Below are 25388 nucleotides of genomic sequence, written 5' to 3'. Positions count from 1 at the left end.
CATTTTTAGCAATTTTAAGAATTTATCTCATTAAAAGAGACATGAAATATTCTTTTTTGTATTTTTTATTGAGATAATTTTAATACAAAATGTTTTATATTTTCTCATTTTAAAATATACAATAGATACTTTTATTAAATATTTATTATTTTAAGTATTTAAGTTCTAATATTTTTGAATTTATTAAAATTTATTTGCTAAACTTCAATTTTGATGTAATGATGTATTTATATAGTGATTATTTTAAATGTAACTATAAAGGAGTAAATGCGATTTTTGGTATAATATTTTATAAAACTTTGTTTTTCTAAATGTGATTTTTGATTATATTTAAATTTAGCAATGGGGTATAATTTTATGAATACGAAATTTCTAACAGCATCTATTTTTTCTTTTATTTCACCTTCTATCGTACAGGCTGCCGATGTGGTGGCGCCGGAAGAGCCAGTACATGTTGTTTCAGAGGTTGTTGCTTCTTCACCTTTTTCTTGGGCTGGTTTTTATTTTGGAGGTCAAATTGGTGGCTTTTCAAGTAAAGTTTCTGGAACAACGCGTGATGTTGATATTCCTCTCTATCCTGATGAGGAGAGTAAAACTAAGCCATGGGTGCCCCTTGAGAAACAGTATAAGCCTGAACTTTCTGGATTTGTAGGTGGTTTATATGCGGGTGTTAATTTTGATCTTGGTAATAATTTGATTGTTGGGCTTGATACGGATATCCTTTTAACGGAAAAAAAGGATACAAAAACGAAATTTCAAGCTGAGAAATCTGGTTCTGCTGGATCGAGCACTGATACTGAAGATACAGAAGATGGAAATGGGAAAAAGGTCAACTTTATCAGTAAACACGGAGGCTCTTCTCAATCTGATCCAGAGAATAAAGAAGAGAAAAATAGTTTAACTTTTAATCATACATTAAAACAAAAATGGACAGGTGCCACACGGATACGTGTTGGGTTTTCTGCTGGTCGGGTGATGCCTTATATTGCTGGTGGTGTCGCTTATGGACAGTTTGAAGATATTTTATCAACAGTCATTACAGGAGATGATCCCTTTAATAAGACAGTGGATACTACAAAAACGATGATTGGTTATACGCTCGGTGGTGGTGTTGATTTTGCAATGACAGATAATCTTGTTGTACGTGCGGAATATCGTTACTCAGATTTTGGTAAAAAGAAATTTAAAGACGAGATTGAAGTTAAGTATAAGACGAATGATTTTCGTGCAGGAATAGCTTACAAATTCTAGTTTTTGTGGAAATAAAGAAGCTCAAGTTTAAGAGGTCCTATTTTTGATAGGACCTTTATCTTTCGAAATTTTATGCATTATCAATACTATCTCATGATAAAGAAAGAGATTGTTGATTTTGAGTGATGATGAGGAGGTAAGGAATGCTTACTCAGATTCTTAATTATTAAGAATTAATTTTCTTAAACTCATAGGGTATGGTGATTTAGTGCCAAAAATGTGCCTCAAAAAAGCAGCAATGATTCGTATTTTAGTACTATCTCAATACCATCTGATAGCGTGATGATAGGGTTTTAAAAGGTGGTTTAATTTTTTTGCCTTCTAATAACCCATTCAAAAATCAAGCGCTAATAAGAGTATAATGAGTACAATCCATTTCGTATAACGAGACATCACCTTTACACTTTTGTAGGTCATGATGATTTCTTGAAGGATTTCTTTTTCCGCTTCTGTAAGCTCTATATCGTCTCTTGTTTTTCTTCTAGCCATGTTTCCATCCACACAAACGTTCACCTAGGGTGTTATGTTTTAAGATATCTCTTGCTAAGCTTGAACTGATGACGTTAACATCTCTTTTGTTTAAATAAATGGGTAACCAACCAACACAAGAGACATACTTATTTGTTGCGCAACCAACGAGAGAGAGCAGCGCGCACATCAGCATCAGTTTTTTTGTTAACTTCATTTTCTATCTCCAGACGTGTTTTTGCTGCCTTTAAAGTTTTTTCTATTTGCTTTTGCTGTTCTGCTTTTTTGCCAAGGGTAAAAGCTTTGGCTAAAGCCATAAAAAAAGCGGCAAAAGCCGCACCTGTTAACAGCAGATTTTTTTTCATCCATAAGATCATAGTCGGTGCTCCTGAAAGCGTTTGGCAACAAAGAAAAGACCAACACCTGCAGCTAGAACCATGATGGTGGCAAGTGCCCATTGCACTGGACCATTGCCTGCTAACAAGCCGCCAAGACCTGAAAAAGAACCAATGACTGGTGCCAATGCTTCTGCTTTAAAGAGCGTTGTTGAATCCTTTGTTTCTACCGTTTGGTAGTTAGAGGAAACATAAGCGCCTTTCGCCCATAATCCTGCTTCTGCGACACGCCGGTGTACGAGACCTTGCAAGCGTTTACCACCCGCTTTGGTCCATTTTTGTAATTCAGCCGGGACTGCTTCATATTCACCGTTATTAAGCTTTTTTAGCAGTGTAGAATTGCAAAAAGCTGTTGTTCCTACATTATAGCAAAAGGAAACCAATGCCGCGAATTGTTCATCCGTTAATGAAACTGTAACAGTGCGTTCAACGGCATTTTCAAATTGACTTAAATCTTTACAAAGAAGATCTTCGGCTTGTTTTTCAGTAATTGTCATGCCCTTGTGAACAAAAGGTTTTCCGGCACTGTTTGTATGTCCATAACCGATTGTCCACACACCGATGGCGTCTTTATAAGCATTGAGGCGCAAGCCTTCCCATTGTTTTATGAGTGCAAACCCTTCTTGTGATATTTTCACACTTCAAACCGCCAGTGGAATAGAAAAAGTCATTCCTTGCGCAAAAATTACCACAAAAGGCATGGGGCTGCTGTCTCAAGAGCTTAAAAGACAAAGCATGCATTAAGAGGAGGTTATCATGATAAAAAAGAAATACGAACTTACTGATGAGACAACCGAAGTTGGCTTTAAGACACTTTATAGAATTAAAGCATTACGAGACTTTGGAGATGTGAAAAAAGGTGATCTTGGTGGCTTTATAGAAAAAGAAGATAACTTAAGTCATGAAGGCAATTGCTGGATTGGTGATAATGCCAAGGTTTATGGTCATGCACAGATTTTTGGTGATGCCAAGGTTTTTGACGATTCTCATGTTTGTGATCATGCCAAAGTTTATGAATATGCCAAAGTTTTCGATAATGCTGTGGTTAATGGCAATACTGAAGTTTATGGCTCTGCTAGCGTGGGGAGCAATGCCGAAGTTTTTGGCAAAGCCAAGGTTTATGACAATGCGCAGGTTTTCGGTAAAGCAAAGATTTCTGGTAATATGAAGATTTACGGCAAAGCTAGTATTTATGGGAGTGCATGGTTTTTTGGCAACAACTGTATTTATGGGAATGCCTTGGTTTCTGATGATGCACAAGTAACCGAAAATACAGAAGAATCCGGTAACGACACTGCTTTAAGGTAGGAAAATAATCATGGAAAAGAAATATAAACTCACTAATGAAACAATCAAAGTTTATTTGCGTCAAATTTTTAATTTTTTAATTGACAATATACTATCAGTATATATATCCTCAAATCAGGTGCTTGAAAAACACTTAAAATGCATAGCGGATGAATTGCCGAAACAGTTTATTTTCCGCACATTAAAGGCTTTGACTCATTCTATGTTACACGCATATAATGACCTTGTCGGGTGTGGTTACGCTATACAATACCCTTATGGGAAAAGCGTAACGACGGACTATGCACCGTGTTTTTCAGCGCCCGGCATTCTTATGGAGTGTCAATGAAAAACATCTAATTGCATAGGAGTTCATTATGAACACTCTCATTAAAATATCAGAACAAATTATTGATCGGGAAACTGTTCAAACAGTTAATGCACGTAATTTGCATGCATTTTTGGAAAGCAAACAAGATTTTTCTACTTGGATGAAAAAACGTATTGCTGCTTATTCTTTTCTTGAAGGACAGGATTTTATTCGCTTCCACAAAAAAATGGAAGCGAACAATGCCGTAGCAGTAGAATATCACCTCACATTAGATATGGCGAAAGAACTCTCAATGGTTGAACGTAATGAAAAAGGACGACAAGCACGCCGTTACTTTATTGAATGTGAGAAAAAGTTAAAAAGCCAATCTACTGATTATGAAGATACACGTTTTGATTTACCAAGTTATTGGGAGGGTATGAACGCTGGTGAAAAAGCTTTGTATCTTTTAGGTCCTATCCATGTTCGTCTTGTTGATGCTTTTAGAGTAGATGAAGAGAACAGAAAATATAAAGCGTTAATTAAAGAAGCAAAACAGGTCTTAGCAAGATCTGTCGTTAAAGCGGCTTAAGTAAAAATTGATTCACCTCCTCGTTTTACAGGCGGGGAGGGGACCAATATCACATAGCTTTTAAAGGCAGGCTTCTAACCAAACCAAACAACTTTTAACACATGCGTGATTCACGCCACGGGTGAGTTGCGCTTTAATGGAGGAAATCAAGATGAGAGAACTAAGTACCACACAAACGGAATTAGTGGAAAAAACAAACGCTTGTGAAACCAACTCTACAGCTATGGAGCTTATTTTAGAAAGAGCTTTACAAAGTGATGTCGATCTGGAGCGTCTCAAGAGCCTTCTTGAATTGCGAGAAAAGGAGATAGAACGACAAGAGCGCCAGGACTTTGTCCGTGATCTTTCTGCTATGCAAATGGAATATAAAAACATCGAACAAAATGCCCTTAATACACATACTAAAAGTATCTATACAACACTTGATAAATATATTGATGCAATCAAGGAAACTCTTGCAAAACACCACTTTGCCTTGTTTTCTCAGATCAAAGCACAGAACTCAAACGGTATAACCGTAGAAATGACTTTAACACATAAATCAGGGAATAAAATATCAACAGAAGGAACATTTCCCTTTGACACTACAGGGAGCAAAAACAGCATACAAGCGGTTGGCTCTACAATTACCTATGCACGAAGATACCTGCTAGGCATGCTTCTTAATGTAGCAAGAAAAGAAGACGATACAGATGGAGCCACAATTCTTGCTGGTATCTCTTCTGAACAGATGAATGAAATCAAAGAATTAATGGAACAGACACAAGCAAAGGAAAGCGATATTATTTCTTTCATAGGAGTAAAAACCCTAACACAGATGTCTTATAAACAAGCACAAACCGTTTTGTTTGCTTTGAAAAAAAAGAAACGCTCTCAAATGAATAAAGCACAACAAGAGCAACAAAAGGCGGTGTGAAATGGAACAAAGAACAGCAGAATGGTTTCAAGCCCGTTTAGGTAAAGTCACCGCTTCAAACGTTTATAACGTACTCAGTAAAACAGCCAAGGGAATACCTACAAGCAAATATGAAGACTACAAAATAAAACTTATGACAGAGCGATTAACAGAGGAAATAAGCCAATCTTATATAACACCCGCTATGCAATGGGGCATTGAACATGAAGAAGATGCCTTGAGAGAATATGCCTTTATTTATGATACAGAGGTCACAGGGTGCGGTTTCATTCAACATCCCACAATCCCAATGGCTGGTGCAAGTCCTGATGGATTTGTTGGTGAAGACGGTTTAGTAGAGGTTAAATGCCCGCAACCACCAAACCATCTACGCTTCTTTATCGATAGTAATATCAAGCCTGAATATCACGCACAAATGCAATTTCAAATGGCTTGTACGGGGCGCAAATGGTGTGATTTTGTTAGCTATAATCCAAACTTTGTAGGTAAATCTACTAATTTGAGAATGAAGATCAAATGCATCAATCGTGATGAAGAACAAATTAAATAAATCAATCAAGCAGTTGAAAATTTTTTAGCAGAAATAGAGCAAGAGATGCAAAAGATTTTGACAAAAGCCGCTTGATGTTATGGGGGTGCTCTCTCCTCCCAGCACTCCCACCCATTTATGTAACATAAAAAAAAGGTCATGAGATGATATTTGATGATCGTGATAGATATGTAACAACCCGTGAATGTGCAGAGCTTTTTAGTGTATCAACAACAACGATTCGCAATTGGGTGCTTCAAGGGTTATTTCCAGAGCTATATAAGCTAGGGAGAGCAGTAAGGTGGAGAAAAAAAAGAGATTCTAGCCTTCACTCCAAAGAAAAATACGGAGCAAATAACAACAAATTAGATAAAATTGTATAAACCGTAAAGGGTGGTCTGAAAGGTGGTCTTAAAAAAGAGAATCAAATGAAAAAATATATATATTTCAATATGTTAAACACAAAATATGGTGCCCCCAGAGAGACTCGAACTCCCGACCCCCTGATTACAAATCAGGTGCTCTACCAACTGAGCTATAAGGGCGTGACCATGTAGGAGTTAGCACAAACTCATAAAAAGGAAAACAAAAAATTACCAATTTTTGTACATATTAAAAGAAAATTATATAACAAATAAAAAATAATCAGTTTATTTCTTTTTTTACAATGTTTACAGCAACGTTGAAATTATCCTTGCTTATAGAATCTGATGATAAGCTAATATTTTTTTGAATTAAAGGTCTGAAGAAGTTGATTGCTGAGAAAGATACTTCTCTAGCCAGTGAATGTTATAATTACCGTCTGCAACATCTTGATTGTTAATGAGATCACGAAAGAGAGGAAGTGTCGTTTTTATCCCATCGACGACAAACTCATCTAAAGCACGCCGTAAACGCATCATACATTCTAAACGGGTACGCCCATGAACAATCAGTTTTCCAATCATGCTATCATAATAAGGAGGAATCCGATAACCTGAATAAGCACCTGAATCAACACGAATTCCTAGACCGCCAGGGGTATGAAAGTGTGTAATGGTTCCCGGCGATGGGGTAAAGGTAAGAGGATCCTCTGCATTAATACGGCATTCAATGGCGTGACCGAAGAAACAAACATCATCTTGTGTCACTGAAAGTTTGCAGCCTGATGCAATATGAATTTGTTCATGGACTAAATCTATACCTGTAATTGCTTCAGTTACAGGATGTTCGACTTGTAAACGCGTATTCATTTCAATGAAATAGAACTCACCATTTTCATAAAGAAATTCGACAGTACCAGCTCCACGGTATCCAAGTTGAGCACAAGCATTTGCAACAATACTACCAATCTTTTTTCTTTCAGTTTCATTAAGTGCAGGTGACGTTGCTTCTTCCCATACTTTTTGATGCCGTCGTTGAAGTGAACAATCACGTTCTCCTAAATGAATAGCATTTCCTGCACCATCACCTATGATTTGAATTTCAATATGACGGGGTTTTTCTAAATATTTTTCTATATAAACAGCATCATCACCAAAAGCTGCTTTCGCTTCTGAACGCGTTGTTTTAAGCGCTATCGAAAACTCTTGTTCAGAATGAACGACTTTCATACCACGCCCACCACCACCGGCAGAGGCTTTGATAATAACGGGATAACCAATTTCACGAGCAGTGCGTAAAGCACCTGATTCTTCTGTGACAGCTCCATCTGAACCAGGAACGACGGGAATACCAAGTTTTTTGGCAGTTTTTTTGGCTTCAATTTTATCGCCCATGATTCGAATATGAGCAGCCGTTGGGCCGATGAATGTAATATCATGGGCTTCTAAAACATCTGCAAATTTTGCATTTTCAGAAAGAAAGCCATAACCTGGATGAACTGCGTCAGCTCCTGTAATTTCACAAGCAGCTATAATTTGCTGAATACTCAAATAAGAATCGCGAGCGGGAGGAGGGCCAATACAGACACTTTCGTCAGCAAGACGAACATGCATTGCATCTGCATCAGCAGTAGAGTGAACAGCTACGGTTTTTATACCAAGTTCTTTACATGCACGTAAAACGCGAAGAGCAATTTCTCCCCGATTAGCAATGAGGATTTTTCGAATCATAGTTGCCTCTCGCTTTATTCAACAATAATAAGTGGTTCACCAAACTCAACAGGTTGGCCATCTTTGACAAGAACAGTGGTTACTTTGCCTGAGCGTGGTGACGAAATCTGATTCATTGTTTTCATGGCTTCAATGATCAGTAACGTCTCTCCTTCAGAAACATCTTGCCCTACTTCTACAAATGGCTGAGCACCCGGTGAAGGGGCAAGATAAGCTGTCCCAACCATTGGGGAGGTTATTGTATTTTTTGATTTATCTTCTTGGGGAGATTGTATGGGAGATTCGGATGTTGGGACTGGAGAAGATGCTATAGAAAAACTAGGAGTAGCAACAGGTGAATAAATTGCTTGTTCAGAAGAAGTAGAGGTATTTTGACGTGAAACAAAAATACGAAGTTCTCCTTGCTCAACTTCAATATTCGTTAAATTCGTGTCATTCAAAATTTCAGCAAGATCGCGAATAATTTTCGTATCAATTGCGGTATATTTTGCCGAATCTATTTTTTTCGTTGCCATTTTATTTCTAACTCCTTGATCAATAAAGATCGCCATTATCTCATTCTATGACTGAACATCTCTAGATTAGGGATGGTATCTTTTGAGGCTTTAAAGATTTTTATTTCCTTTAAGTCATTATACTTTGCAATTTTAACCCCGCATCTGCTTTACGCAAAATTGCATTTATAAGCCTGTTGTCAAAAAAGAGAAAGCATAAAATCACTTCATTTACAGTATTCTTCCTAAAATAGATTAGGTATAAAACAGTTATTCATTGTGTATTGTCTATCGCTTGTTTTAGAATATCTCGGCTGGCTGCACCGATGAGTATTTTATTACCGATAATGTAAGAAGGTGTTCCCGTAATATGAAGCTGAGTGGCAATTTGAATATTTTCTCTAAAGGCGTTTTGTAGATTAGGATCTTTTATTGCATTACGGAGTTTTTTTTCATCTGCTCCTAATGAAACAGCTATTTTTATAGCTTTAGCTTTATTTACACGCCCCTGATGCATTAAAAGCGCTTTGTGAAACTGTGGATATTTTTCTGGAAATTTTTTTCGAAATGCATAGGCAATGGTATGGACCGCTATAGAATCAGGTCCTAAAATTGGCAAATCCTTGATAATGACTCGTAGATCTGGGGACTTTCTTATCAAGTCTTCTATATCTGAATAGGAACTTTTACAATGTTGACAATTGTAATCAAAAAAATCAACAAGCACTTTTTTGCCATTTGGATTGCCCAAAATAGCGTCATGAGGAGAGTGAAAAATCTCCTTTTCTAATAAATGGATGATAGAGGCTTGTCTTTCACTTTCATATTCATTCTGTTTTTCTAACTTGTCTTGAAGGATAAGCTGCATTTCAATCATAATTTCTGGATGAGTAAGAAGATACTCTCTCACAATTTGTTGAATATGATGAGGATCAATATGGGGTGTAACTTTTTCTTTAAGCTTAGATAAAAAATTAGAATCTTCCAGAAGTTGTATTTTAAGATTTTCTGAGTTTAAATGATTTGCTGTTTTGGGGTGTGATGTTGCATTTGATAAAGAAGGGAAAAAAAATAAAATACTCAACATAACAGAAGCTAAAACTTTTGAAACAAGTGTTACTTTTGAGTTGTGAACTTGATGAGTCATCTGTATCCCTTCATATTTTCTATCGTGTTATTTAAGTGAACTATATGAAAAGCGTTATCTCTGTGCAATAAAGCATTAGCTATAGCGTTATTCACGAATGAGCAAAAAACATCAATTTTTCTCTAAAAAACTTTATATGATGCACATTTGCAAAGATTATGTTCTTCAAAAGATAAAAAAACTCTCTTTAATTTGTCAAATGTTGTTTTGATAAAAGGGTATCAAAAAATTTTTTATAGGTATTTATTGTGGAAAAAAGCAGGTTGAGCATACAATGAAGTGCACTTGTATTGATTTTTTACTGTTACTTTATTGAGACGTGTGAAACAAAATAGAATAATGAAAAGTGAAATTATGAAAACCACAACGCATTATGAGCTGTTTATCATTGGGGGAGGGATAAACGGGTGTGGATTGGCAAGAGATGCAGCTGGCCGCGGTTTTAAAGTAGGATTAGCTGAAATGAATGATCTTGCATCGGGAACATCGAGTGCATCAACAAAGCTTATTCATGGGGGGCTTCGTTATCTTGAACACTATGAGTTCAAACTTGTTCGTGAAGCGTTAAAAGAACGGGAGATCATTTTACGTATGGCTCCACATATTGTGCGTCCTTTGCGTTTTCTTCTTCCTTATCATAAAAAATTGCGCCCTGCTTGGATGTTACGTTTTGGACTTTTTATTTATGATTATTTAGGGAAATGGAATCAAAAATTGTGGCGCAGTAAAACGATTAATTTTTCAAAAAAGTTTCGCTCTACACTGAAGAAAGAATATCAGAGAGGTTTTGAATATTCTGATGCCAGAGTCGATGATGCCCGTTTAGTCATTGCCAATGCGCGTGATGCAGAAAAGTGCGGAGCAGATATAAAAGTACGGACAGAAGTTCTCTCTTTAAAAAAAGAAGGTAAAAAATGGCGTATTGTTTTACAAGATAAGTTAAGTGGTAAAGAATACAGTGTCACAGCCTCTTATGTCGCGAATATGACAGGACCGTGGATTGATCATGTTTTGACAAGCGTATTAGATTGTAAAGAACATCCACCAGTACGGCTTGTTAGAGGCTCTCATATTTTGGTTCCGAAGCTTTATACGCATGATCGTGCTTATATTTTTCAAAATGGTGATGGGCGTATTATATTTGCTATTCCGTATCAAGAAGATTTTACCTTGCTTGGAACTACGGATTGTAATTATCAGGGAAATCCAGCCAATGTTCATATTACTGATGCAGAGATCGATTATATTTGCGCAGCAGCCAGTGAATATTTCATACAATCAGTGTCGTCTAAAGCGATTGTTTGGTCTTACTCTGGAGTTCGCCCACTCTATGATGATGGATCTTCAAAAGCACAAGAAATTACGCGCGATTATGTTTTAAAAGAAATGGGAACAGGAAGTACACCAAAGATTCTTAATCTTTATGGTGGAAAAATTACAACTTATCGTAAATTAGCTGAAGATGCGATGAAATTCGTTGAAAAAGCGCTTGGTAAAAAGGGAACACCATGGACGGCTAATGCAGTCCTTCCTGGAGGTGATTTTCTTTATAACCAATTAGATATAATCGAAAATAGAATTGCTCTTCTGACGCCAGATTTAGATGCTTTTACACACCGCAGACTTGCGCGCTCCTATGGTACGGAAGCATTGGTGATATTTGCAGATGGTAAGGCGGATAGAGGGAAAGATTTTGGACATGGGCTTTATGAAGTAGAAGTAAAATGGTTGATGGAAAAGGAATGGGCGAAAACATGTGAAGATGTGTTATGGCGCCGTTCAAAACTCGGCCTTTTCTTTAATGAACAAGAGGTTGAGACTCTTTCTTCCTATATGCAAAGCCAAAAAGAAATTGAAAAACGTTTATAGTCATTTAGCTTTATAGGTTTTTCTGCAATGTTGTAAAATATTTTTCTTCAGGAGATCTTGATACGAGCCATCCATGTTGAAAAGACAATGATTGTCTGTATTCTCAATTTAGTTTTTTTGCAACAACCATAAAATGGCAAAATTGGATGGAATATTTAGAATGGAGTTTGTCTATCCTATGAGGAAAAATTTAATAAATATCACCAAGAAAAACGCATTGTGAAAAAATAATTTATAATCGGATTTGTATGGAAAAAAAATTTTTTGTTTTTTATTGGAGAAAAAAATAAAAGTACTTTCTATCATCTTTGTTTTACAATGAATTGAAAAAGGCTAAAGAAAATTAAGTCTATCATGGAAAATTGTAGAATGTTTTAGTTTATTATTTTAAACTCCATTATAAAATCCGTAAGGATGAAAAGTTAATGGCATAAAAAACTTGCAAATAAGTTTTTTACATTACAGATGAAAGTTTTTTTTTCACGTTTATGTATTTTAGCGTTACTCTATGAAAATTGTGGTTTGGTATGCTTGATTATCGTTTTATATCAATTGAATAAAGGGACTGTTAGTATGCTCATAATGGTCTTAGAGAATAAAGCTTTCTGTAAATTAAAAGGTGAGTATTTTTCTTTGTATAAAGAGAGAGCTACGGGGATATAAGAGCAGTGCCCTCATGATATTTTACAATCTTCCATCGCCTGTAAAATTTGCAGTAGCACCAATGTTGGACTGGACAGATCGACATTGCAGATTTTTTTATCGTCTTTTAACAAAAAAAGCACTCCTTTATACGGAAATGGTGGTAGCAGATGCTGTCATTCATGGTGTTCGCGAACAATTGTTGGCTTTTAGTCATAAAGAGTGTCCAGTGGCATTACAATTAGGGGGAGAAGATCCGAAAAAATTAGCAGAGGCTGCACGGATTGCTGAAGATTTTGGTTATAATGAGATAAACCTCAATGTTGGTTGTCCATCAAATCGTGTTCAAGCAGGTGTATTTGGAGCTTGTTTGATGTTAGATCCTGATATTGTGGCAAATGCTGTGGAAGCGATGAAAAAAGCAGTGACGATACCTGTAACGGTCAAATGTCGTCTTGGGGTCGACGAGCAGGATGAAGAATTCGCTTTAGATCTTTTAGCGGAGAAAGTTTGGAATGCAGGATGTGATGCCCTTTGGGTTCATGCGCGTAAAGCCTGGCTAAAAGGATTAAGCCCAAAAGAAAATCGCAATATTCCGCCCCTTAATTATGAAAGAGTTTATAAATTAAAACGTAAATATCCTCATAAATTCATTGGGATAAATGGTGGAATTAAATCAATTGATGAGATAAAAGAGCACTTGATTTGCTGTGATGCTACCATGGTTGGTCGCCAAGTTTATCATGATCCAACTTTATTAAAACATATTGATTTTGAACTCTATGGTGAGTTGCAGAATAATTTGAGTGAAAGTGATCTTATTGAAATCATGTGTGATTATGCGGCTCGACATATTGCATCGGGAGGGCGTCTTTCTCACGTGACGCGTCATATGATTGGTTTATTTCATGGGCGGGGAGGGGCACGTCGATGGCGGCAAATATTATCCAATGAGGCGACAAAACCAAATGCAGATATATGTATTTTGAAAGAAGCTTTTTCCGCTATCATGGAATAACAGCAAGACAATTAATATATGTTAAAAGTTAGATCATTGATGCAATTTGCATTTTTCCACGATAATTTTTTTTACTTCAATTTTATAAGTTTTGAAAGCTTATAACTTTTATTATGAAAAGAATGTTAGAATTTATATATTAAACGGTATGTCGATGACGTCTATTAGATAGGAAAATAGGTTAAGGGTATTCTGTAAAGTTCATCATAAGATATTGATAATATTTTTAATCTTGCATGTTTGTTATTGGGGTGAAAAATAGAATATAAAAATCATCGCGTTTACAATATTTAATATTTTTAAAACACTGTTTAAAAAAGCAATAAATTATTCATATCCTATCTATATGAGGTGATTTTCATTAAACATTGTAAATTTAAAAAGGTATCCTCATGACTGCTCGTCCATTTGATGATTTTCGTGCTTTGCTTACAAATTTACCTGTTGCTGATGAATTTTCTATAATTTTGGCTAAAAAACGGCAAAAAAACTTGACAAAAGCGCGAGGATCATTAGGGAAACTGGCAGATATTGCTATTTGGTATGCGGGGTGGAGGGCTGCAGAAAAACCCATCGTAACGCGGCCTTTGGTTGCTATTTTTTCTGGAAACCATGGTATCGTAGAAGAGAATGTTACGCCATTTCCACAATCTATGACACAAAAGATGGTTCAAAATTTTGCATCTGGTGGTGCTGCTATCAACCAAATTTGTATAGCTTATGATCTTGGATTAAAAATATTTGATTTAGCGCTGGAATATCCAACAATGAATATTACGAAAGATGCTGCAATGGACGAGCGGAGTGCGGCTGCTACAATGGCATTTGGCATGGAATCCATTGCTGGTGGGACAGATCTTTTGTGTATCGGTGAAATGGGGATTGGAAACACAACAATAGCTTCAGCTTTATGCTTTGCATTATTTGGAGGAGAAGTTGAAGAGTGGACAGGAAACAGTATGGAATCGGAAGGTAATTTTTATCAGCGTAAAATAGCAGCGATTAAGACAGCCGTCGCTTTGCATAAGGAGCATTTTAATGATCCTTTTGAGATAATGCGTCGCTTAGGAGGACGTGAAATTGCTGCTATGGTTGGTGCTATTTTAGCAGCAAGAATGGAGAAAATACCCGTTATTTTAGATGGTTTTGTGGCAACAGCAGCTGCTGCTATCCTTTATAAAATGCATCCAAGAGCTCTTGAACATACCCTTGTTGGACATGTTTCTTCTGAGAAAGCTCATCGTACACTTTTAAAAAAAATTGGCAAAGAGCCACTTTTGGATTTGGGAATGTGCCTTGGTGAAGGAGCAGGAGCTGCTATAGCTGCTGGTATCGTCAAAGCTGCTGTTTTAACACATGCGCAAATGGCGGTTTTGGAACAAGAAAGTTTGAATACCTAAAAAAGAATGATGAGAAGGATGTAAAAAACTTTTAAGTTTGTTCATTCGCTTTTTCGTGTAATTTAATATAATTAAGTGGAAGTTCTGTTGTATATTTAATCTGTTCCATTGCAAAAGAAGATGAAACATCACGGATATCAATTTTAGAAATTAATTTTTTATAAAAAAGATCATACGCTTCAATATCGGGAACGACAACACGTAATAAATAGTCAATATCCCCACTCATTCGATAAAATTCAATGACTTCACGGAATTCTTGCACAATTTTTGAAAAACGCTTAAACCATTCATGACTATGGGTATTTGTACGAATAGAAACGAAAACGGTAACGTGCGCATTGACTTTTTCTGGAGAAAGAACGGCAACGCGACGCTGAATAACACCATCTTCTTCAAGTTTTTGAATTCTACGCCAGCAAGGAGTAGTCGAAAGTCCTACTTTTTTAGCAATATCAGCGACAGAAAGTGTCGCATTTTCCTGCAAAAGATGTAAAATTTTTCGGTCAAGACGATCCATATTTTTTCTCAATATTTTAATTTATAAAAATTTACGCACTAAACGACGCAGATATACAATAAGCTCATCGTTAAACCATGGATTTTTCTGTAACCAAGAAGTATTTCGCCATGATGGATGAGGTAAAGGCATGACATTATAGCCTCGAGGCTGAGAGATGGAAAGGATATTTCTCCAATCACGAACGGTTGCTGAAACAGTTTTATGTTTTAATTCTGTAATATGCCACTTTTGCGCATAACTGCCAATAGCAAGAACAAGCTTTATTTGAGGCATCGCTTGAAATATCTTTTCATGCCATATTTCTCTACATTCACGTCTTGGTGGCAAATCAGCTTTATTTTTGTCATAACCTGGAAAACAAAATCCCATAGGAATAATTGCAAAGAGAGATCTATTATAAAATTCTTCTTCTGTGACATTAAGCCAATCACGTAATCTTTCTCCAGAGCGATCATTAAAAGGGATAGATGTTTCATGAACACGCAATCCTGGTGCTTGTCCTGCGATTGCAATCGAAGCCGTATGAGATAAATAAACAACGGGATTTGGTTCATGAGGAAGAGGAGGGAAATAATGTGGCTGTTGGATACAAACCCGACAGGAATAGATTTCTTTTTCAAGTTTGATAATTGGGCTACATTGTTTCATTGGTCGATAAAATTTAAAAATACTTTTTTATTCTGTGCGAGGATGTGCTTTGCGCCATTCTTTGGGTCGTTGAAAATTTGATGCCCATATTCCTCTTTTTTTTCTTCTGGCTTCTTGCTCTTCTTTGGGGTAATCATAATAGCTTACAGCCCAACCATTCTGTACAAGCGTTGCGTTAATATTATGAACTTGTTGCGTTTGACATGTTGCAAGGATACGGTGGTATTTATCTGTTTTATGCCAGTAACATGTGACAGTTTGATTTTCGACCAATTGTTCTAAATATCTTTTTGCCTCAAACCCACAAGGGTATCGTGCATTTTTCTTTCCACAAAATTGGTGAAGTTCAGGAGCATCAATGCCGACCAGTCGAATCTTAATGGAAGAAATCATGATGGAATCACCATCCATAATGAGTGCCTTTCCTTCAATGGAATTTTTAGAAGAAAATCTTTCTTTTTGAGTCAACGGTTGAGTCGGCTTAAAATAAGTTGCTATTATGACAAGAATGCTAGCAGCGATAAAAATACTAAAACCAATAATTTTCTTTAAGATTCTTAGGTTAAAATGGGAAAAAAAATTTTTCATGAAATAAAGAAACTGTCACTATCATTATAACGCATTCTATTGAGCATTGCTTATAATGCTTTCAAAAAATTTTATTCACATAACGAAAAAACATTCCGTTTTAATGATAAAATTTTTGTTAGATATTACAAAAATCAAATACGCGCGCAGTATAATATGTAAGAAACTTAAACAATAAATCAACTTAGCTGAATCTGTATAGACCATAACAAATTTAAAGTTATACAGTTTTTAAAATAAAATTAAAAAAACAAAAAACACTCCTCAGAAAATAACTTTGAAGAGCAATAATCTCACATTTCTTTTGAAGTATAAAACCTACCAATAAGGATTGGCTGATTTATTTAATTTTTGTTTCTTTAAATTCAACGTGCTTTTTTACAACTGGATCATATTTACGTTTACTCATTTTATCTGTCATGGTACGGCTGTTTTTCTTTGTTACATAGAAAAAACCAGTATCTGCAGTTGATAAAAGCTTGATCTTAATGGTTGCTGCTTTAGCCATAATGTAAAAACCCTATTTATACTGAAAAAAAATATTATCGCTGTCAGAACGTATTTCCGACATCATCAAATTTCCCGGCAACAGTACGGATGTTCTCAAAAAAGTCAAGAGCTGATTAATTTTCTCATAAGTTGGACAAATACCAAAATGACATATAAACCAAAAAAAACAGCCATGGCTATTGAAAAACCAAAGAGATCAAAGAGATCCATGGATTTTCCGATAAAGGTTGGTCCTATAAGCATACCAATTCCATAGCAAAAAATAAAAGCAGAATTAGCAGCAGCAAGTTCTTCTCCCGTAAGACGTGCTCCTAGATGTGCAAGACCAATTGTATAAAGGCTCGCTGATACACCACCTAGAATAAATAGATCAAGCATCAGAATCCATAGATATTGAATAATCCATGGTACTATAAAAGTTCCCACAAAACCTAAGATAGCACAACCTATTAGCGGATAACGCCTATCTTTGGTGTAGTCGCTTAACATGCTGATAGGAATTAAGAGAAAAATATTCCCGAGTGCAAGGGTTGCCATAAAGTGTGCTGCTTCATTCTCATGATAACCAATGGATAAACTAAAGGGGATTATAAGCGTTAATGTGCCCATTTGAATGGCCCCGTAAACAAGGGCCGCCATCATCCCGCTTGGAATGTGAAAAAGATAACGGAAAAATGGCGTATATTGATTTTTTTGAAATTTTGGACTTAATTTCCAAGCTGCAAGAATTGGTATAGTAGCAAGTATAATAAGGCTATAGCCAACCGCAAAAGGAATAAATCCCTGTGTTCCCACTTTTGCTAGCAGTGTCAGACCTATCACAAACCCTAATCCTAAGACAATAGCATAAATAGAAAGAATCAAACCGCGTTTTTTGGGGGGAGCATAACTGTTGATCCAAAACTCTGATAGGATAAACATAACTGTCATCGTGAAATGTAATATAAACTTTAAAATAAACCAAACCCATATGAATTCAAAAAAATAGAATCCTAAAAAACTTAAAGATCCTATCGCCATCATAAGCAATATTGTTTGAGCGATGCCTAAACATAAGGCAATTCGAGACGTAAAAATAGCTGCAATAATTGTGGCGATTCCACCAACTGTCCCACTATAGCCGATCGTACTGTTGGAAAGTCCTTTCTCTGCCATAAGAAGAGAGACAAGTTGTGTTCCCATTGCCAGTGCTGTTCCAACAGTGCCAATAGTTGCAATAGCGGCAATAATTGCACGCAAAGAATTGTTTTGAAAGTCAAAAAATTTTTTCATGAGAATAGCTTAAGGTACTTTTGTTTATCCAAACAACAAAAAGGTGAGCTGAAATGAAAGAAAGATCAAACCAATTTTTGCAGATTCTCTCACTTCATTGAGTATAAAAACTCTGCAATACTTTTAATATAAATTAAAACATATGCTCTTATATGCTAAAAAGCATATTGTATAGATAAAATAATATATATATACTCAATATTATAGACATTTTTGTTTAGATCATTATGATCTTATTTATTATTAAATATTGAAGAAAAATTAAAATATTAATTATTTTTTAATAAGCCTTTTTAGCATTTAAAATAAAAAAGACGATAATAAAAATTTAAGGAATATTATTTTATGTTTAATTAATATTTTCTTTTTCCATAAAAACGGCGCTTTTGTTTTTTTAATTTGTTTTTATGGTAGGATGTCGATGAAAATTTTATTGGACGAGGCTCTGTTAAAAGCTCAAAGCTTAAAGCACCAGCAAAGGGTTGTACTGTTATAAGTTTTACTTCTACAATATCACTGAGCTGATAGCCTTTATGGCTATGTTGCCCTATAAGAACATGTTGCGCTTCATCAAAATGATAATAATCATTTTTAAGTGTAGAAATATGGACAAAACCATCTGTATTGAGTTTATCAAGGGAGATAAAAAGGCCTGCTTTTGTAACTCCAGAAATGCGTCCTGTAAAAACATGTCCAATTTTATTCGTTAAATAGTGCGCAACAAGCCGATCGTTCGTTTCTCTTTCAGCGATCATTGCACGGCGCTCGTATAAAGAAATTTGCGTAGCAATTTCTGCAAGGTTTTGTTCTTGTGTATTCGTTAATTGATCATTTCCTAGTTTGAGAGCTTTAATGAGTGCTCGATGAATAATGAGATCAGCATAACGGCGAATTGGTGATGTAAAATGTGTATAGTTCTGCAAATTCAAACCAAAATGGCCACTATTTTTAGGATTGTATTCTGCTTGTGATTGTGAACGCAATATAACTTGATTGACGAGTTCTTGTTGTTCCGTATAAGCGACCTTTTCTAAAATTCTATTAAGGCGTGCTGATGTTAATTCAGCACTTTTTGAGAGGGATATTCCTAAACTCTGAAGAAAATTTCGCAATATTTCTTGTTTGGCAAGAGAGGGTTTGTCATGAATACGATAGATGAGGGACTGATGATGTTTTTTTAATGTTTCAGAAGCTGCAATATTGGCTTGTATCATAAACTCTTCAATCAAACGATGCGCTTCTAAATGTTCTTCACTCACAACATCTTGGATGCATCCATTTTGATCAAGAATAATCTTTTTTTCTGCTATTTCTAATTCTAGGGGCTGTCGACGATCTCGCGCGATTTTAAGGCATGTATAAGCTTCCCATAAGGGTTGCAAGATATTCTCAAGCAGGGAAGCATTTTTTTTATGGATATGTCCTTTTCTTGCCAATTGTACTTCTTGATAGGAGAGTTTGACTCTTACACGTATCATAATGCGATGAAAACTATGTTTTTGTTTATTACCGTTTGCATCAAAAATCATACGAACGGCTAAAGCTGGTCTTTCTTTTCCTTCTCGCAGAGAACATAAATCATGAGAAAGGCGTTCAGGCAGCATTGGTACAACAGTATCAGGAAAATAAACAGAATTTCCACGTTTTAATGCTTCTTTATCTAAAGCACTTCCTGTTTTGATATAGTAAGAAACATCTGCAATGGCCACAATAATAATCCAACCACCATTATTTGTTGGGTCCTTATCCTTGCTTGCATAGACTGCATCATCATGGTCTTTTGCATCTGGTGGATCAATCGTAATAAATGGTAATTGTCGCCAATCTTCGCGATTATCCATATTGGCTGTTTTGATGTGTTTAACTTCCTCAAGAACGCTTTCAGGAAAAATATAAGGAATCCCCTTTGAGAGAAGAGCAATCATTGAAAGTGTTTTCTCACTCTTAATATGCCCTAAAACATTTTTTATTTGCGCACTTTTCAGTCCATAACCTGTATTTTTTTTTATTTCAACTTCAACGAGATCACCCGTTTTAACCTTTATTTCTGGAGACATTTCAACGATGAGCTCATTGGTTTTGCGGTCTATAGGATCAAGGCGCCATTGATTATTTTCCAATTTTCGGATAACACCCAATGTGCTCTTTAGGGATATATCAATTTTACGAATAATTCGCCCCGTATAAGAGGGGACGTGAGAATTTTTATTTCGAAAAATTTTTACAAGAACATGATCTCCAACGCCAATGTTCCCTCCCTTTATATGACGGAAAGAGTGTATTTCAATATTGGGTTTTGGCGTATCTCCCCATTCAAGAGGGTGTGCAATAAAACCACCATCTTTATCACGACCGCTAATTTTTACCAAAGCAACAGGGGATAATTTTCCTTTGTTTATTGCTTTTTTGTGCTGTTTAGATATAAGATTTTGATCCTTTAATGCACGTAATATATCTCTAAGCCAGATACGAGAATCACCTTTTAAATTAAAAGCTTTGGCTATTTCTCGTTTACTTGATCGATCAGGGTTTTCATTAATAAAGGAAAGAATTTCTTGCCTATTGGGTAATTTTCCTCCCCTGACTGAGGAGAGGAATTTTACGTTTTTTTCACCTTTAGCCAAATTTTATGTCTCTTTTGTTTTTGCTTTTGTTTTGGAAGAAGCCTTTTTTGACGTTGTCTTTTTACTCAATGCTTTAGCTGATATAAGTTCTAATGCCTCTGAAAGGGTTATACTAATGGGATCTTTATCTTTTGGCAATGTTGCATTAACTTTCCCCCAATTGACATAAGGACCATAACGTCCATTGCGTACAGTGACGGTTCCTCCTTCGGGGTGCTCCCCTAATGTTGCCAATGCTGCAGATGTTGTTCTGCTTTGCTTGGTTTTATTTTCTTGTTGTTCTGCCAATACTGTAACAGCACGATTGATACCAATATCAAAAACTTCATCCGCATGAAGAAGGCGCGCAGATTTTCCATTATGACTAAGGTAGGGACCATAGCGTCCAATTGTTGCCGTGATCATTTTGCCAGTTTCAGGATGAATGCCAATTTCACGGGGAAGAGAGAGTAAAGCCAAGGCTTTTTCAAGGGTTATATTTTCTGCTCGCCATTCTTTTGGTAGCCCTGCACGTTTGGCTTCTTTGCTTTCACCTCGTTGAATATAGGGACCAAAACGGCCATTGCGAAGAGAAATATCTTTTCCTGTTTCAGGATCAATACCAAGCATAAGGGGTTCGTCATTGTGCACAGCTTTATTTTCTTCTTCTGTCTCTGTCCCAAGTTGGCGTGTGTATTTACATTCAGGATAATTGGAACAGCCAACAAAAGCACCATACCGACCGAGTTTTAAGGATAATTGACCATCTTTACAGAGAGGACAGGAACGTACATCACTTCCGTCTTCACGTTCAGGAAAGGCGAGAGGTGCTAATGTTACATTTAAAACATCAAGGACATTGGCGATACGCAGTTCTTGGATATTGCTAATAGATGCATTAAATCCGTCCCAAAAATCACGCAACACGTCTTTCCAAGAAAGTTTGCCATCAGAGATAAGATCCAGCTTTTCTTCAAGATCTGCTGTGAAACCATATTCTACATAGCGATTAAAGAAATTTTCAAGAAAGGCTGTAACAATACGCCCTTTAGCATCAGGAATCAGCTTCCGCTTATCAATGACAATATATCCACGATCACACAATGTTGCTAATGTAGAGGCATACGTTGAAGGACGACCAATCCCTAACTCTTCAAGCTTTTTAATTAATGAGGCTTCAGAATAACGGGAAGGGGGCTCTGTGGTGTGTTGTACAGATTCAACTTTTTCTTTTGTAAGTGCTTCACCCGTGTTTATTTGTGGTAAACGTGTTGTTTCATTTTCTTCATTATTTTCTTCGTCTCGTTGATCCGTATAGACGGAAATAAATCCGTCAAAACGAACAACAGATCCAGTTGCACGAAGATTTGCACGGTTGTCTCCCTGCTGGGCTTCAATTTCAACGGTTGTACGTTCAATTTCAGCAGAACGCATTTGGCTGGCAATGGCGCGCTTCCATATCAGCTCATAGAGCTTTGCCTGATCACTGTCGAGAAAGTGATGGACTTGGTTGGGGGACCGTTGAAAATCTGTTGGACGGATAGCCTCGTGTGCTTCCTGTGCATTTTTCGCCTTTGTTGAATAAAAACGCGGTTTTTCAGGAACATAGTCCTTTCCAAAAGATTCATGAATTACTTTTCTTGCTGTATCAATGGCTTCTGGGGCCATTTGCACACCATCGGTACGCATATAAGTAATAAGTCCCGCCATTTCACCGTTAATTTCAATCCCTTCATAAAGCTTTTGGGCAATTTGCATCGTGCGAGAAGCTGAAAAGCCTAATTTTGAAGAAGCCGCTTGTTGGAGTGTAGAGGTTGTAAAGGGAGGAAAAGGATTTCTTTTTGTAGGTTTTGCTTCAACACTGAGTGTGTGATATTGGGACTTCTCCAACATAAGGCGAATTTGATCTGCTTGTTCTTGAGATTGAATATCGAGTTTGCCAATCTTCTTTTGATTAAACATCGTCAATCTTGCTTGGAAATGATCATTTCTGATGGTTTTTAACTGTGTTGTAATGGTCCAATAATCTTCTTTGATAAAATGCTCTATTTCTGATTCACGGTCACAAATAATCCGTAAAGCAACCGACTGAACGCGCCCAGCAGAGCGTGCACCAGGGAGTTTACGCCATAAAACAGGTGAAAGCGTAAAACCAACAAGATAGTCGAGAGCGCGACGTGCAAGATAAGCATCGACCAGTGATGTATCGATATCACGTGGATTGTTCATAGCATCAAGCACAGACTTTTTTGTGATGGCATTGAAGACAACTCTTTTAATAGGTTTATCTTTTAAAACTTTTTTTTGATGAAGAACATCCAGAATATGCCATGAAATAGCTTCCCCTTCACGATCAGGGTCTGTTGCTAAGATAAGGCTATCAGCTTCTTTAACGGCTTTTGCTATTTCATTTAAACGTTTAGCAGCCGCAGAATCTATATCCCATTTCATTGAAAAATCTTGATCCGGTAAAACGGAGCCATCTTTTGCAGGCAAATCACGAACATGTCCAAATGATGCGACAACTTTGTATTGAGACCCAAGATATTTATTAATTGTTTTTGCTTTTGCTGGAGATTCAACGATAACGATATTCATAATTTTACCCGAATATTGAAATAAAAAACTTTTTTATAAACGCCTTTCACGCGAATAGCTAATGGCAATTGTTTAAGAACACATAAAAAAAATATTAGCCATATAAAAAACATGAATATTGTACAACTTGTGATTGTTATTATTAAAGTGCACCCTATATAGAATTACACGATTTATTTTCCACTGTTATTACAAAAACATACGGCGAAATACTAAGATAACGTCTATTGAGAGGTAGGAGGGGAAATGCTCAAGGATAGAGGATTATGTTTATAAATCATTTGAAAGTTATCCAATATATTACAGACATGTCAAAGCAAATGAATCAGATGGCGCGTCAGGCGCATAGTCCGCTTTTAGCATTGCTTTTGGATATGGTTGCCAAAGAAGGGCAAAGCATTATTAATAGTGCTGAGGCTCTTGGGGAAGATCAAGATTCGACAATGACACACAACCACCAGAGTGTCGAATAAGCTTTCCAGCAAGCTCGAGTTCTACCAATAAGAGATAAAGAGTTGGGAGCGGAACACCTGCGTGGATACTGAGTGTATCTATGTCGATTGGCGTTGTTGAAAGAGCACAGAGAACTGCTGCACGTGCTGCATCATCATCTGTTAAAGAGGAGTGAGAGTTTTTTTCCTCTGCTGAATTAAAATTCTCCTTTTCAAGTTGTAAAGAGGATGGTTCCTCAAAAAAATTGAGTTGGGAATTGGGACGCGGTGAAATTAATGGCGTAAGTGTTTCGATGATGTCAGAAGGATGTGTGGTAAGGAGAGCTCCATCCTTGATGAGGTTGTTTGTACCAACAGATCTTGGATCAAGTGGAGAACCGGGAATGGCAAAAATCAGCCGTCCCATTTCAACTGCTTGACGTGCGGTAATTAAGGACCCTGAACGCAGGGCTGCCTCTACAACCAAGAGACCAAGTGATAGAGCTGCAATAATACGGTTTCTTCTTGGAAAATCAATAGCACGCGGTTGCCAAGAGATGGGCATTTCACTGATGATAGCTCCACCGTTGGCGATAATATCTTCATGCAACTTTTTATTTTCAGGAGGATAGATATGATCAATTCCCCCAGCCATGACTGCAACAGTTCCTGTTTTTAAACTTGCTTGATGTGCAATGCTATCAATTCCACGAGCGAGCCCAGAAATTATTACAAAATCTGCTTCTCCGAGACAATGCGCAAATTGAGCTGTAAGCTTTTTTCCCGCAGCTGAAGCATTTCGAGAGCCTATAATGCCAATCGAAGTTTTTTGAAAAATTGAAACATTACCTTTGATGGCAATAAGTGGCGGAGGGGCTTCTGTAACTTTCAGAAAAGCTGGATAATCTGGTTCTCCCATACCGATAAACCGAATACCTAATCTTTCAGCTTCTTGTATTTCTTTTTCTGCATCTTCTAAGCTTGCTATTTTAATAGATGCAGAACCACCCCCTTTTCTAATAAGTTCTGGCAATGCTGCTAGAGCATTTTCTGCTGTTTTATAATGATCAATGAGATTGCGAAAACTAACAGCTCCAATATTTTCACTGCGCAATAACCGTAACCAACTTAGACGTTGACGATCAGTAAGCAGAATTCCTTTATTTATCTCTGTTTTGCGTACCAACCTTACTTTCTTCCCCACTTAATAATCTACTGATATTTGCAGAATGTTTTATAAACACAAATAGGCTCATCGCGATCAGCATACAACAGAAATAAAAATCGGAAAAATAAAAAACAAATATCGGCGTGATTGTAACTGCAATAAGCGCAGATAATGAAGAATAACGCATGAGGAGAAAAATTGCACTCCATACAATAATAAAAATAATTGCTGCAGGCCAATACACTCCTAAGCAAACCCCTAAATAGGTCGCAACACCTTTGCCACCTTTAAATTTAAGCCATACGGGGAAAAGATGTCCTAAGAAAGCACAGAAACCCGCTAGAGAAACAAGGATACTATTGTCGAGTGGATCATTAAAAAATTTTATAACGAAAACAACGACAGCTCCTTTCAACATATCACAAAGAAGTGTTAGAGCAGCAACTTTTTTATTTCCTGTTCGTAAAACATTTGTTGCTCCAATATTGCCGGAACCGATTGTTCTTATATCGCCAAGCTTGGCCAATCTCGTAAACAGAAGACCAAATGGGATCGCGCCAATGAGATACGATACGAGGAAAATAAACCATGGAGTGGACTGAAAAAGTATTTCTGCTTCATTCATAAAGCATCTCA

Annotated in this window: 25 protein-coding genes, 1 tRNA gene and 3 pseudogenes; 12 read left to right on the top strand and 17 right to left on the bottom strand. The window is 36.6% G+C overall.

All coding sequences use genetic code 11. The features are described from left to right. Nucleotides 1-357: 357 nt before the first annotated feature. Nucleotides 358-1251, top strand: a complete 894-nt coding sequence (locus NNJ73_RS06925; RefSeq protein ID WP_254493441.1) for an outer membrane protein — start codon at nt 358-360, stop codon at nt 1249-1251. A gap of 333 nt (nt 1252-1584) precedes the next feature. Here NNJ73_RS06925 and NNJ73_RS06920 read toward each other — a convergent pair whose 3' ends face one another. Genes NNJ73_RS06920 through NNJ73_RS06905 form a run of 4 tightly spaced genes read right to left on the bottom strand, consistent with a single transcriptional unit; the run spans nt 1585 to nt 2752 of the window. Beyond that, nucleotides 1585-1740 (bottom strand): hypothetical protein, encoded by a 156-nt coding sequence (locus tag NNJ73_RS06920; protein ID WP_254493440.1) that lies wholly within the window; start codon nt 1738-1740, stop codon nt 1585-1587. Further along, nucleotides 1733-1936, bottom strand: coding sequence for a hypothetical protein (locus NNJ73_RS06915; RefSeq protein WP_254493439.1), 204 nt, complete (start codon nt 1934-1936; stop codon nt 1733-1735). The genes NNJ73_RS06920 and NNJ73_RS06915 overlap by 8 nt, the downstream gene beginning before the upstream one ends. Next, on the bottom strand, nt 1869-2096 hold the full coding sequence (locus NNJ73_RS06910; RefSeq protein ID WP_254493437.1) for a hypothetical protein: 228 nt from the start codon (nt 2094-2096) through the stop codon (nt 1869-1871). The genes NNJ73_RS06915 and NNJ73_RS06910 overlap by 68 nt, the downstream gene beginning before the upstream one ends. Next, nucleotides 2093-2752, bottom strand: coding sequence for a lysozyme (locus tag NNJ73_RS06905; RefSeq protein WP_254493435.1), 660 nt, complete (start codon nt 2750-2752; stop codon nt 2093-2095). The genes NNJ73_RS06910 and NNJ73_RS06905 overlap by 4 nt, the downstream gene beginning before the upstream one ends. On the opposite strand from NNJ73_RS06905, the pseudogene NNJ73_RS06900 reads away from it, so the two are divergent. The 7 genes and pseudogenes from NNJ73_RS06900 to NNJ73_RS06870 all read left to right on the top strand — a co-directional run. After that, nucleotides 2739-2858: pseudogene (locus tag NNJ73_RS06900) on the top strand (phage regulatory protein/antirepressor Ant); the annotation flags it as partial. The gene NNJ73_RS06905 and the pseudogene NNJ73_RS06900 overlap by 14 nt on opposite strands. 12 nt (nt 2859-2870) lie before the next feature. Further along, nucleotides 2871-3422, top strand: coding sequence for a hypothetical protein (locus tag NNJ73_RS06895; RefSeq protein ID WP_371923252.1), 552 nt, complete (start codon nt 2871-2873; stop codon nt 3420-3422). A 10-nt stretch (nt 3423-3432) separates the two neighbouring features. Further along, the gene (locus NNJ73_RS06890; RefSeq protein WP_254493433.1) at nt 3433-3750 is read left to right on the top strand and encodes a hypothetical protein; all 318 of its coding nucleotides are present in this window, start codon (nt 3433-3435) and stop codon (nt 3748-3750) included. 28 nt (nt 3751-3778) lie between these two features. Further along, entirely contained in the window at nt 3779-4303 is a 525-nt protein-coding gene (locus tag NNJ73_RS06885) for an antA/AntB antirepressor family protein (RefSeq protein WP_254493431.1), read from the top strand. Between the two features lie 151 nt (nt 4304-4454). Next, a complete protein-coding gene (locus tag NNJ73_RS06880; RefSeq protein WP_254493428.1) occupies nt 4455-5219 on the top strand; it encodes an ERF family protein in 765 nt (254 codons plus the stop codon). 1 nt (nt 5220) lies between these two features. Beyond that, nucleotides 5221-5844 (top strand): annotated as a pseudogene (locus NNJ73_RS06875) (lambda exonuclease family protein). A gap of 68 nt (nt 5845-5912) precedes the next feature. Continuing rightward, nucleotides 5913-6117: pseudogene (locus NNJ73_RS06870) on the top strand (helix-turn-helix transcriptional regulator). A 100-nt stretch (nt 6118-6217) separates the two neighbouring features. Here the strand turns inward: NNJ73_RS06870 and NNJ73_RS06865 are convergent. The 4 genes from NNJ73_RS06865 to NNJ73_RS06850 form a co-directional block, all read right to left on the bottom strand. After that, nucleotides 6218-6293, bottom strand: a tRNA-Thr gene (locus tag NNJ73_RS06865). Between the two features lie 189 nt (nt 6294-6482). Beyond that, nucleotides 6483-7841 carry an acetyl-CoA carboxylase biotin carboxylase subunit gene (gene accC / locus NNJ73_RS06860; protein ID WP_254493426.1) on the bottom strand — a complete coding sequence of 453 codons (1359 nt, stop codon included), beginning with the start codon at nt 7839-7841 and terminating at the stop codon, nt 6483-6485. 14 nt (nt 7842-7855) lie between these two features. Then, nucleotides 7856-8356, bottom strand: coding sequence for an acetyl-CoA carboxylase biotin carboxyl carrier protein (accB, locus tag NNJ73_RS06855; RefSeq protein ID WP_254493424.1), 501 nt, complete (start codon nt 8354-8356; stop codon nt 7856-7858). Nucleotides 8357-8609: 253 nt separating this feature from the next. Further along, entirely contained in the window at nt 8610-9482 is an 873-nt protein-coding gene (locus tag NNJ73_RS06850) for a DsbA family protein (RefSeq protein ID WP_254493422.1), read from the bottom strand. Between the two features lie 336 nt (nt 9483-9818). On the opposite strand from NNJ73_RS06850, the gene glpD reads away from it, so the two are divergent. From glpD to cobT, 3 genes are all read left to right on the top strand, one after another. After that, complete coding sequence (gene glpD / locus NNJ73_RS06845; protein WP_254493690.1) at nt 9819-11351, top strand: glycerol-3-phosphate dehydrogenase; 1533 nt, start codon at nt 9819-9821, stop codon at nt 11349-11351. 676 nt (nt 11352-12027) lie between these two features. Beyond that, complete coding sequence (gene dusA / locus NNJ73_RS06840) at nt 12028-13011, top strand: tRNA dihydrouridine(20/20a) synthase DusA (RefSeq protein ID WP_254493420.1); 984 nt, start codon at nt 12028-12030, stop codon at nt 13009-13011. A gap of 392 nt (nt 13012-13403) precedes the next feature. Then, nucleotides 13404-14411, top strand: a complete 1008-nt coding sequence (cobT, locus tag NNJ73_RS06835) for a nicotinate-nucleotide--dimethylbenzimidazole phosphoribosyltransferase (RefSeq protein ID WP_254493418.1) — start codon at nt 13404-13406, stop codon at nt 14409-14411. A gap of 31 nt (nt 14412-14442) precedes the next feature. On the opposite strand, the gene NNJ73_RS06830 is transcribed toward cobT, so the two are convergent. The 7 genes from NNJ73_RS06830 to topA all read right to left on the bottom strand — a co-directional run bounded on the left by NNJ73_RS06830 (nt 14443) and on the right by topA (nt 23153). Next, nucleotides 14443-14931: an Lrp/AsnC family transcriptional regulator gene (locus tag NNJ73_RS06830; protein ID WP_005773501.1), complete on the bottom strand. Its 489-nt coding sequence runs from the start codon at nt 14929-14931 to the stop codon at nt 14443-14445. Between the two features lie 21 nt (nt 14932-14952). After that, nucleotides 14953-15582, bottom strand: coding sequence for a uracil-DNA glycosylase family protein (locus NNJ73_RS06825; protein WP_254493416.1), 630 nt, complete (start codon nt 15580-15582; stop codon nt 14953-14955). 27 nt (nt 15583-15609) lie between these two features. Continuing rightward, entirely contained in the window at nt 15610-16170 is a 561-nt protein-coding gene (locus tag NNJ73_RS06820) for a thermonuclease family protein (RefSeq protein ID WP_254493414.1), read from the bottom strand. 340 nt (nt 16171-16510) lie between these two features. After that, complete coding sequence (rpmG, locus tag NNJ73_RS06815) at nt 16511-16678, bottom strand: 50S ribosomal protein L33 (protein ID WP_004864083.1); 168 nt, start codon at nt 16676-16678, stop codon at nt 16511-16513. Between the two features lie 104 nt (nt 16679-16782). After that, complete coding sequence (locus NNJ73_RS06810; RefSeq protein WP_254493412.1) at nt 16783-17952, bottom strand: MFS transporter; 1170 nt, start codon at nt 17950-17952, stop codon at nt 16783-16785. Between the two features lie 353 nt (nt 17953-18305). After that, nucleotides 18306-20576 carry a ribonuclease R gene (gene rnr / locus NNJ73_RS06805; RefSeq protein ID WP_254493410.1) on the bottom strand — a complete coding sequence of 757 codons (2271 nt, stop codon included), beginning with the start codon at nt 20574-20576 and terminating at the stop codon, nt 18306-18308. Between the two features lie 3 nt (nt 20577-20579). After that, nucleotides 20580-23153: a type I DNA topoisomerase gene (topA, locus tag NNJ73_RS06800; RefSeq protein ID WP_254493408.1), complete on the bottom strand. Its 2574-nt coding sequence runs from the start codon at nt 23151-23153 to the stop codon at nt 20580-20582. A 266-nt stretch (nt 23154-23419) separates the two neighbouring features. On the opposite strand from topA, the gene NNJ73_RS06795 reads away from it, so the two are divergent. Continuing rightward, nucleotides 23420-23626, top strand: a complete 207-nt coding sequence (locus NNJ73_RS06795; protein ID WP_005773510.1) for a hypothetical protein — start codon at nt 23420-23422, stop codon at nt 23624-23626. Here the strand turns inward: NNJ73_RS06795 and dprA are convergent. Continuing rightward, the gene (gene dprA / locus NNJ73_RS06790; RefSeq protein WP_371923251.1) at nt 23556-24788 is read right to left on the bottom strand and encodes a DNA-processing protein DprA; all 1233 of its coding nucleotides are present in this window, start codon (nt 24786-24788) and stop codon (nt 23556-23558) included. The genes NNJ73_RS06795 and dprA overlap by 71 nt on opposite strands. Then, nucleotides 24745-25377 (bottom strand): glycerol-3-phosphate 1-O-acyltransferase PlsY, encoded by a 633-nt coding sequence (gene plsY / locus NNJ73_RS06785; RefSeq protein ID WP_254493404.1) that lies wholly within the window; start codon nt 25375-25377, stop codon nt 24745-24747. The genes dprA and plsY overlap by 44 nt, the downstream gene beginning before the upstream one ends. Between the last annotated feature and the right edge of the window lie 11 nt (nt 25378-25388).

It is taken from the genome of Bartonella sp. B1099 (assembly GCF_944801835.1).
Lineage (GTDB): Bacteria > Pseudomonadota > Alphaproteobacteria > Rhizobiales > Rhizobiaceae > Bartonella.
This window is presented reverse-complemented; position numbering and strand designations above follow the sequence as displayed.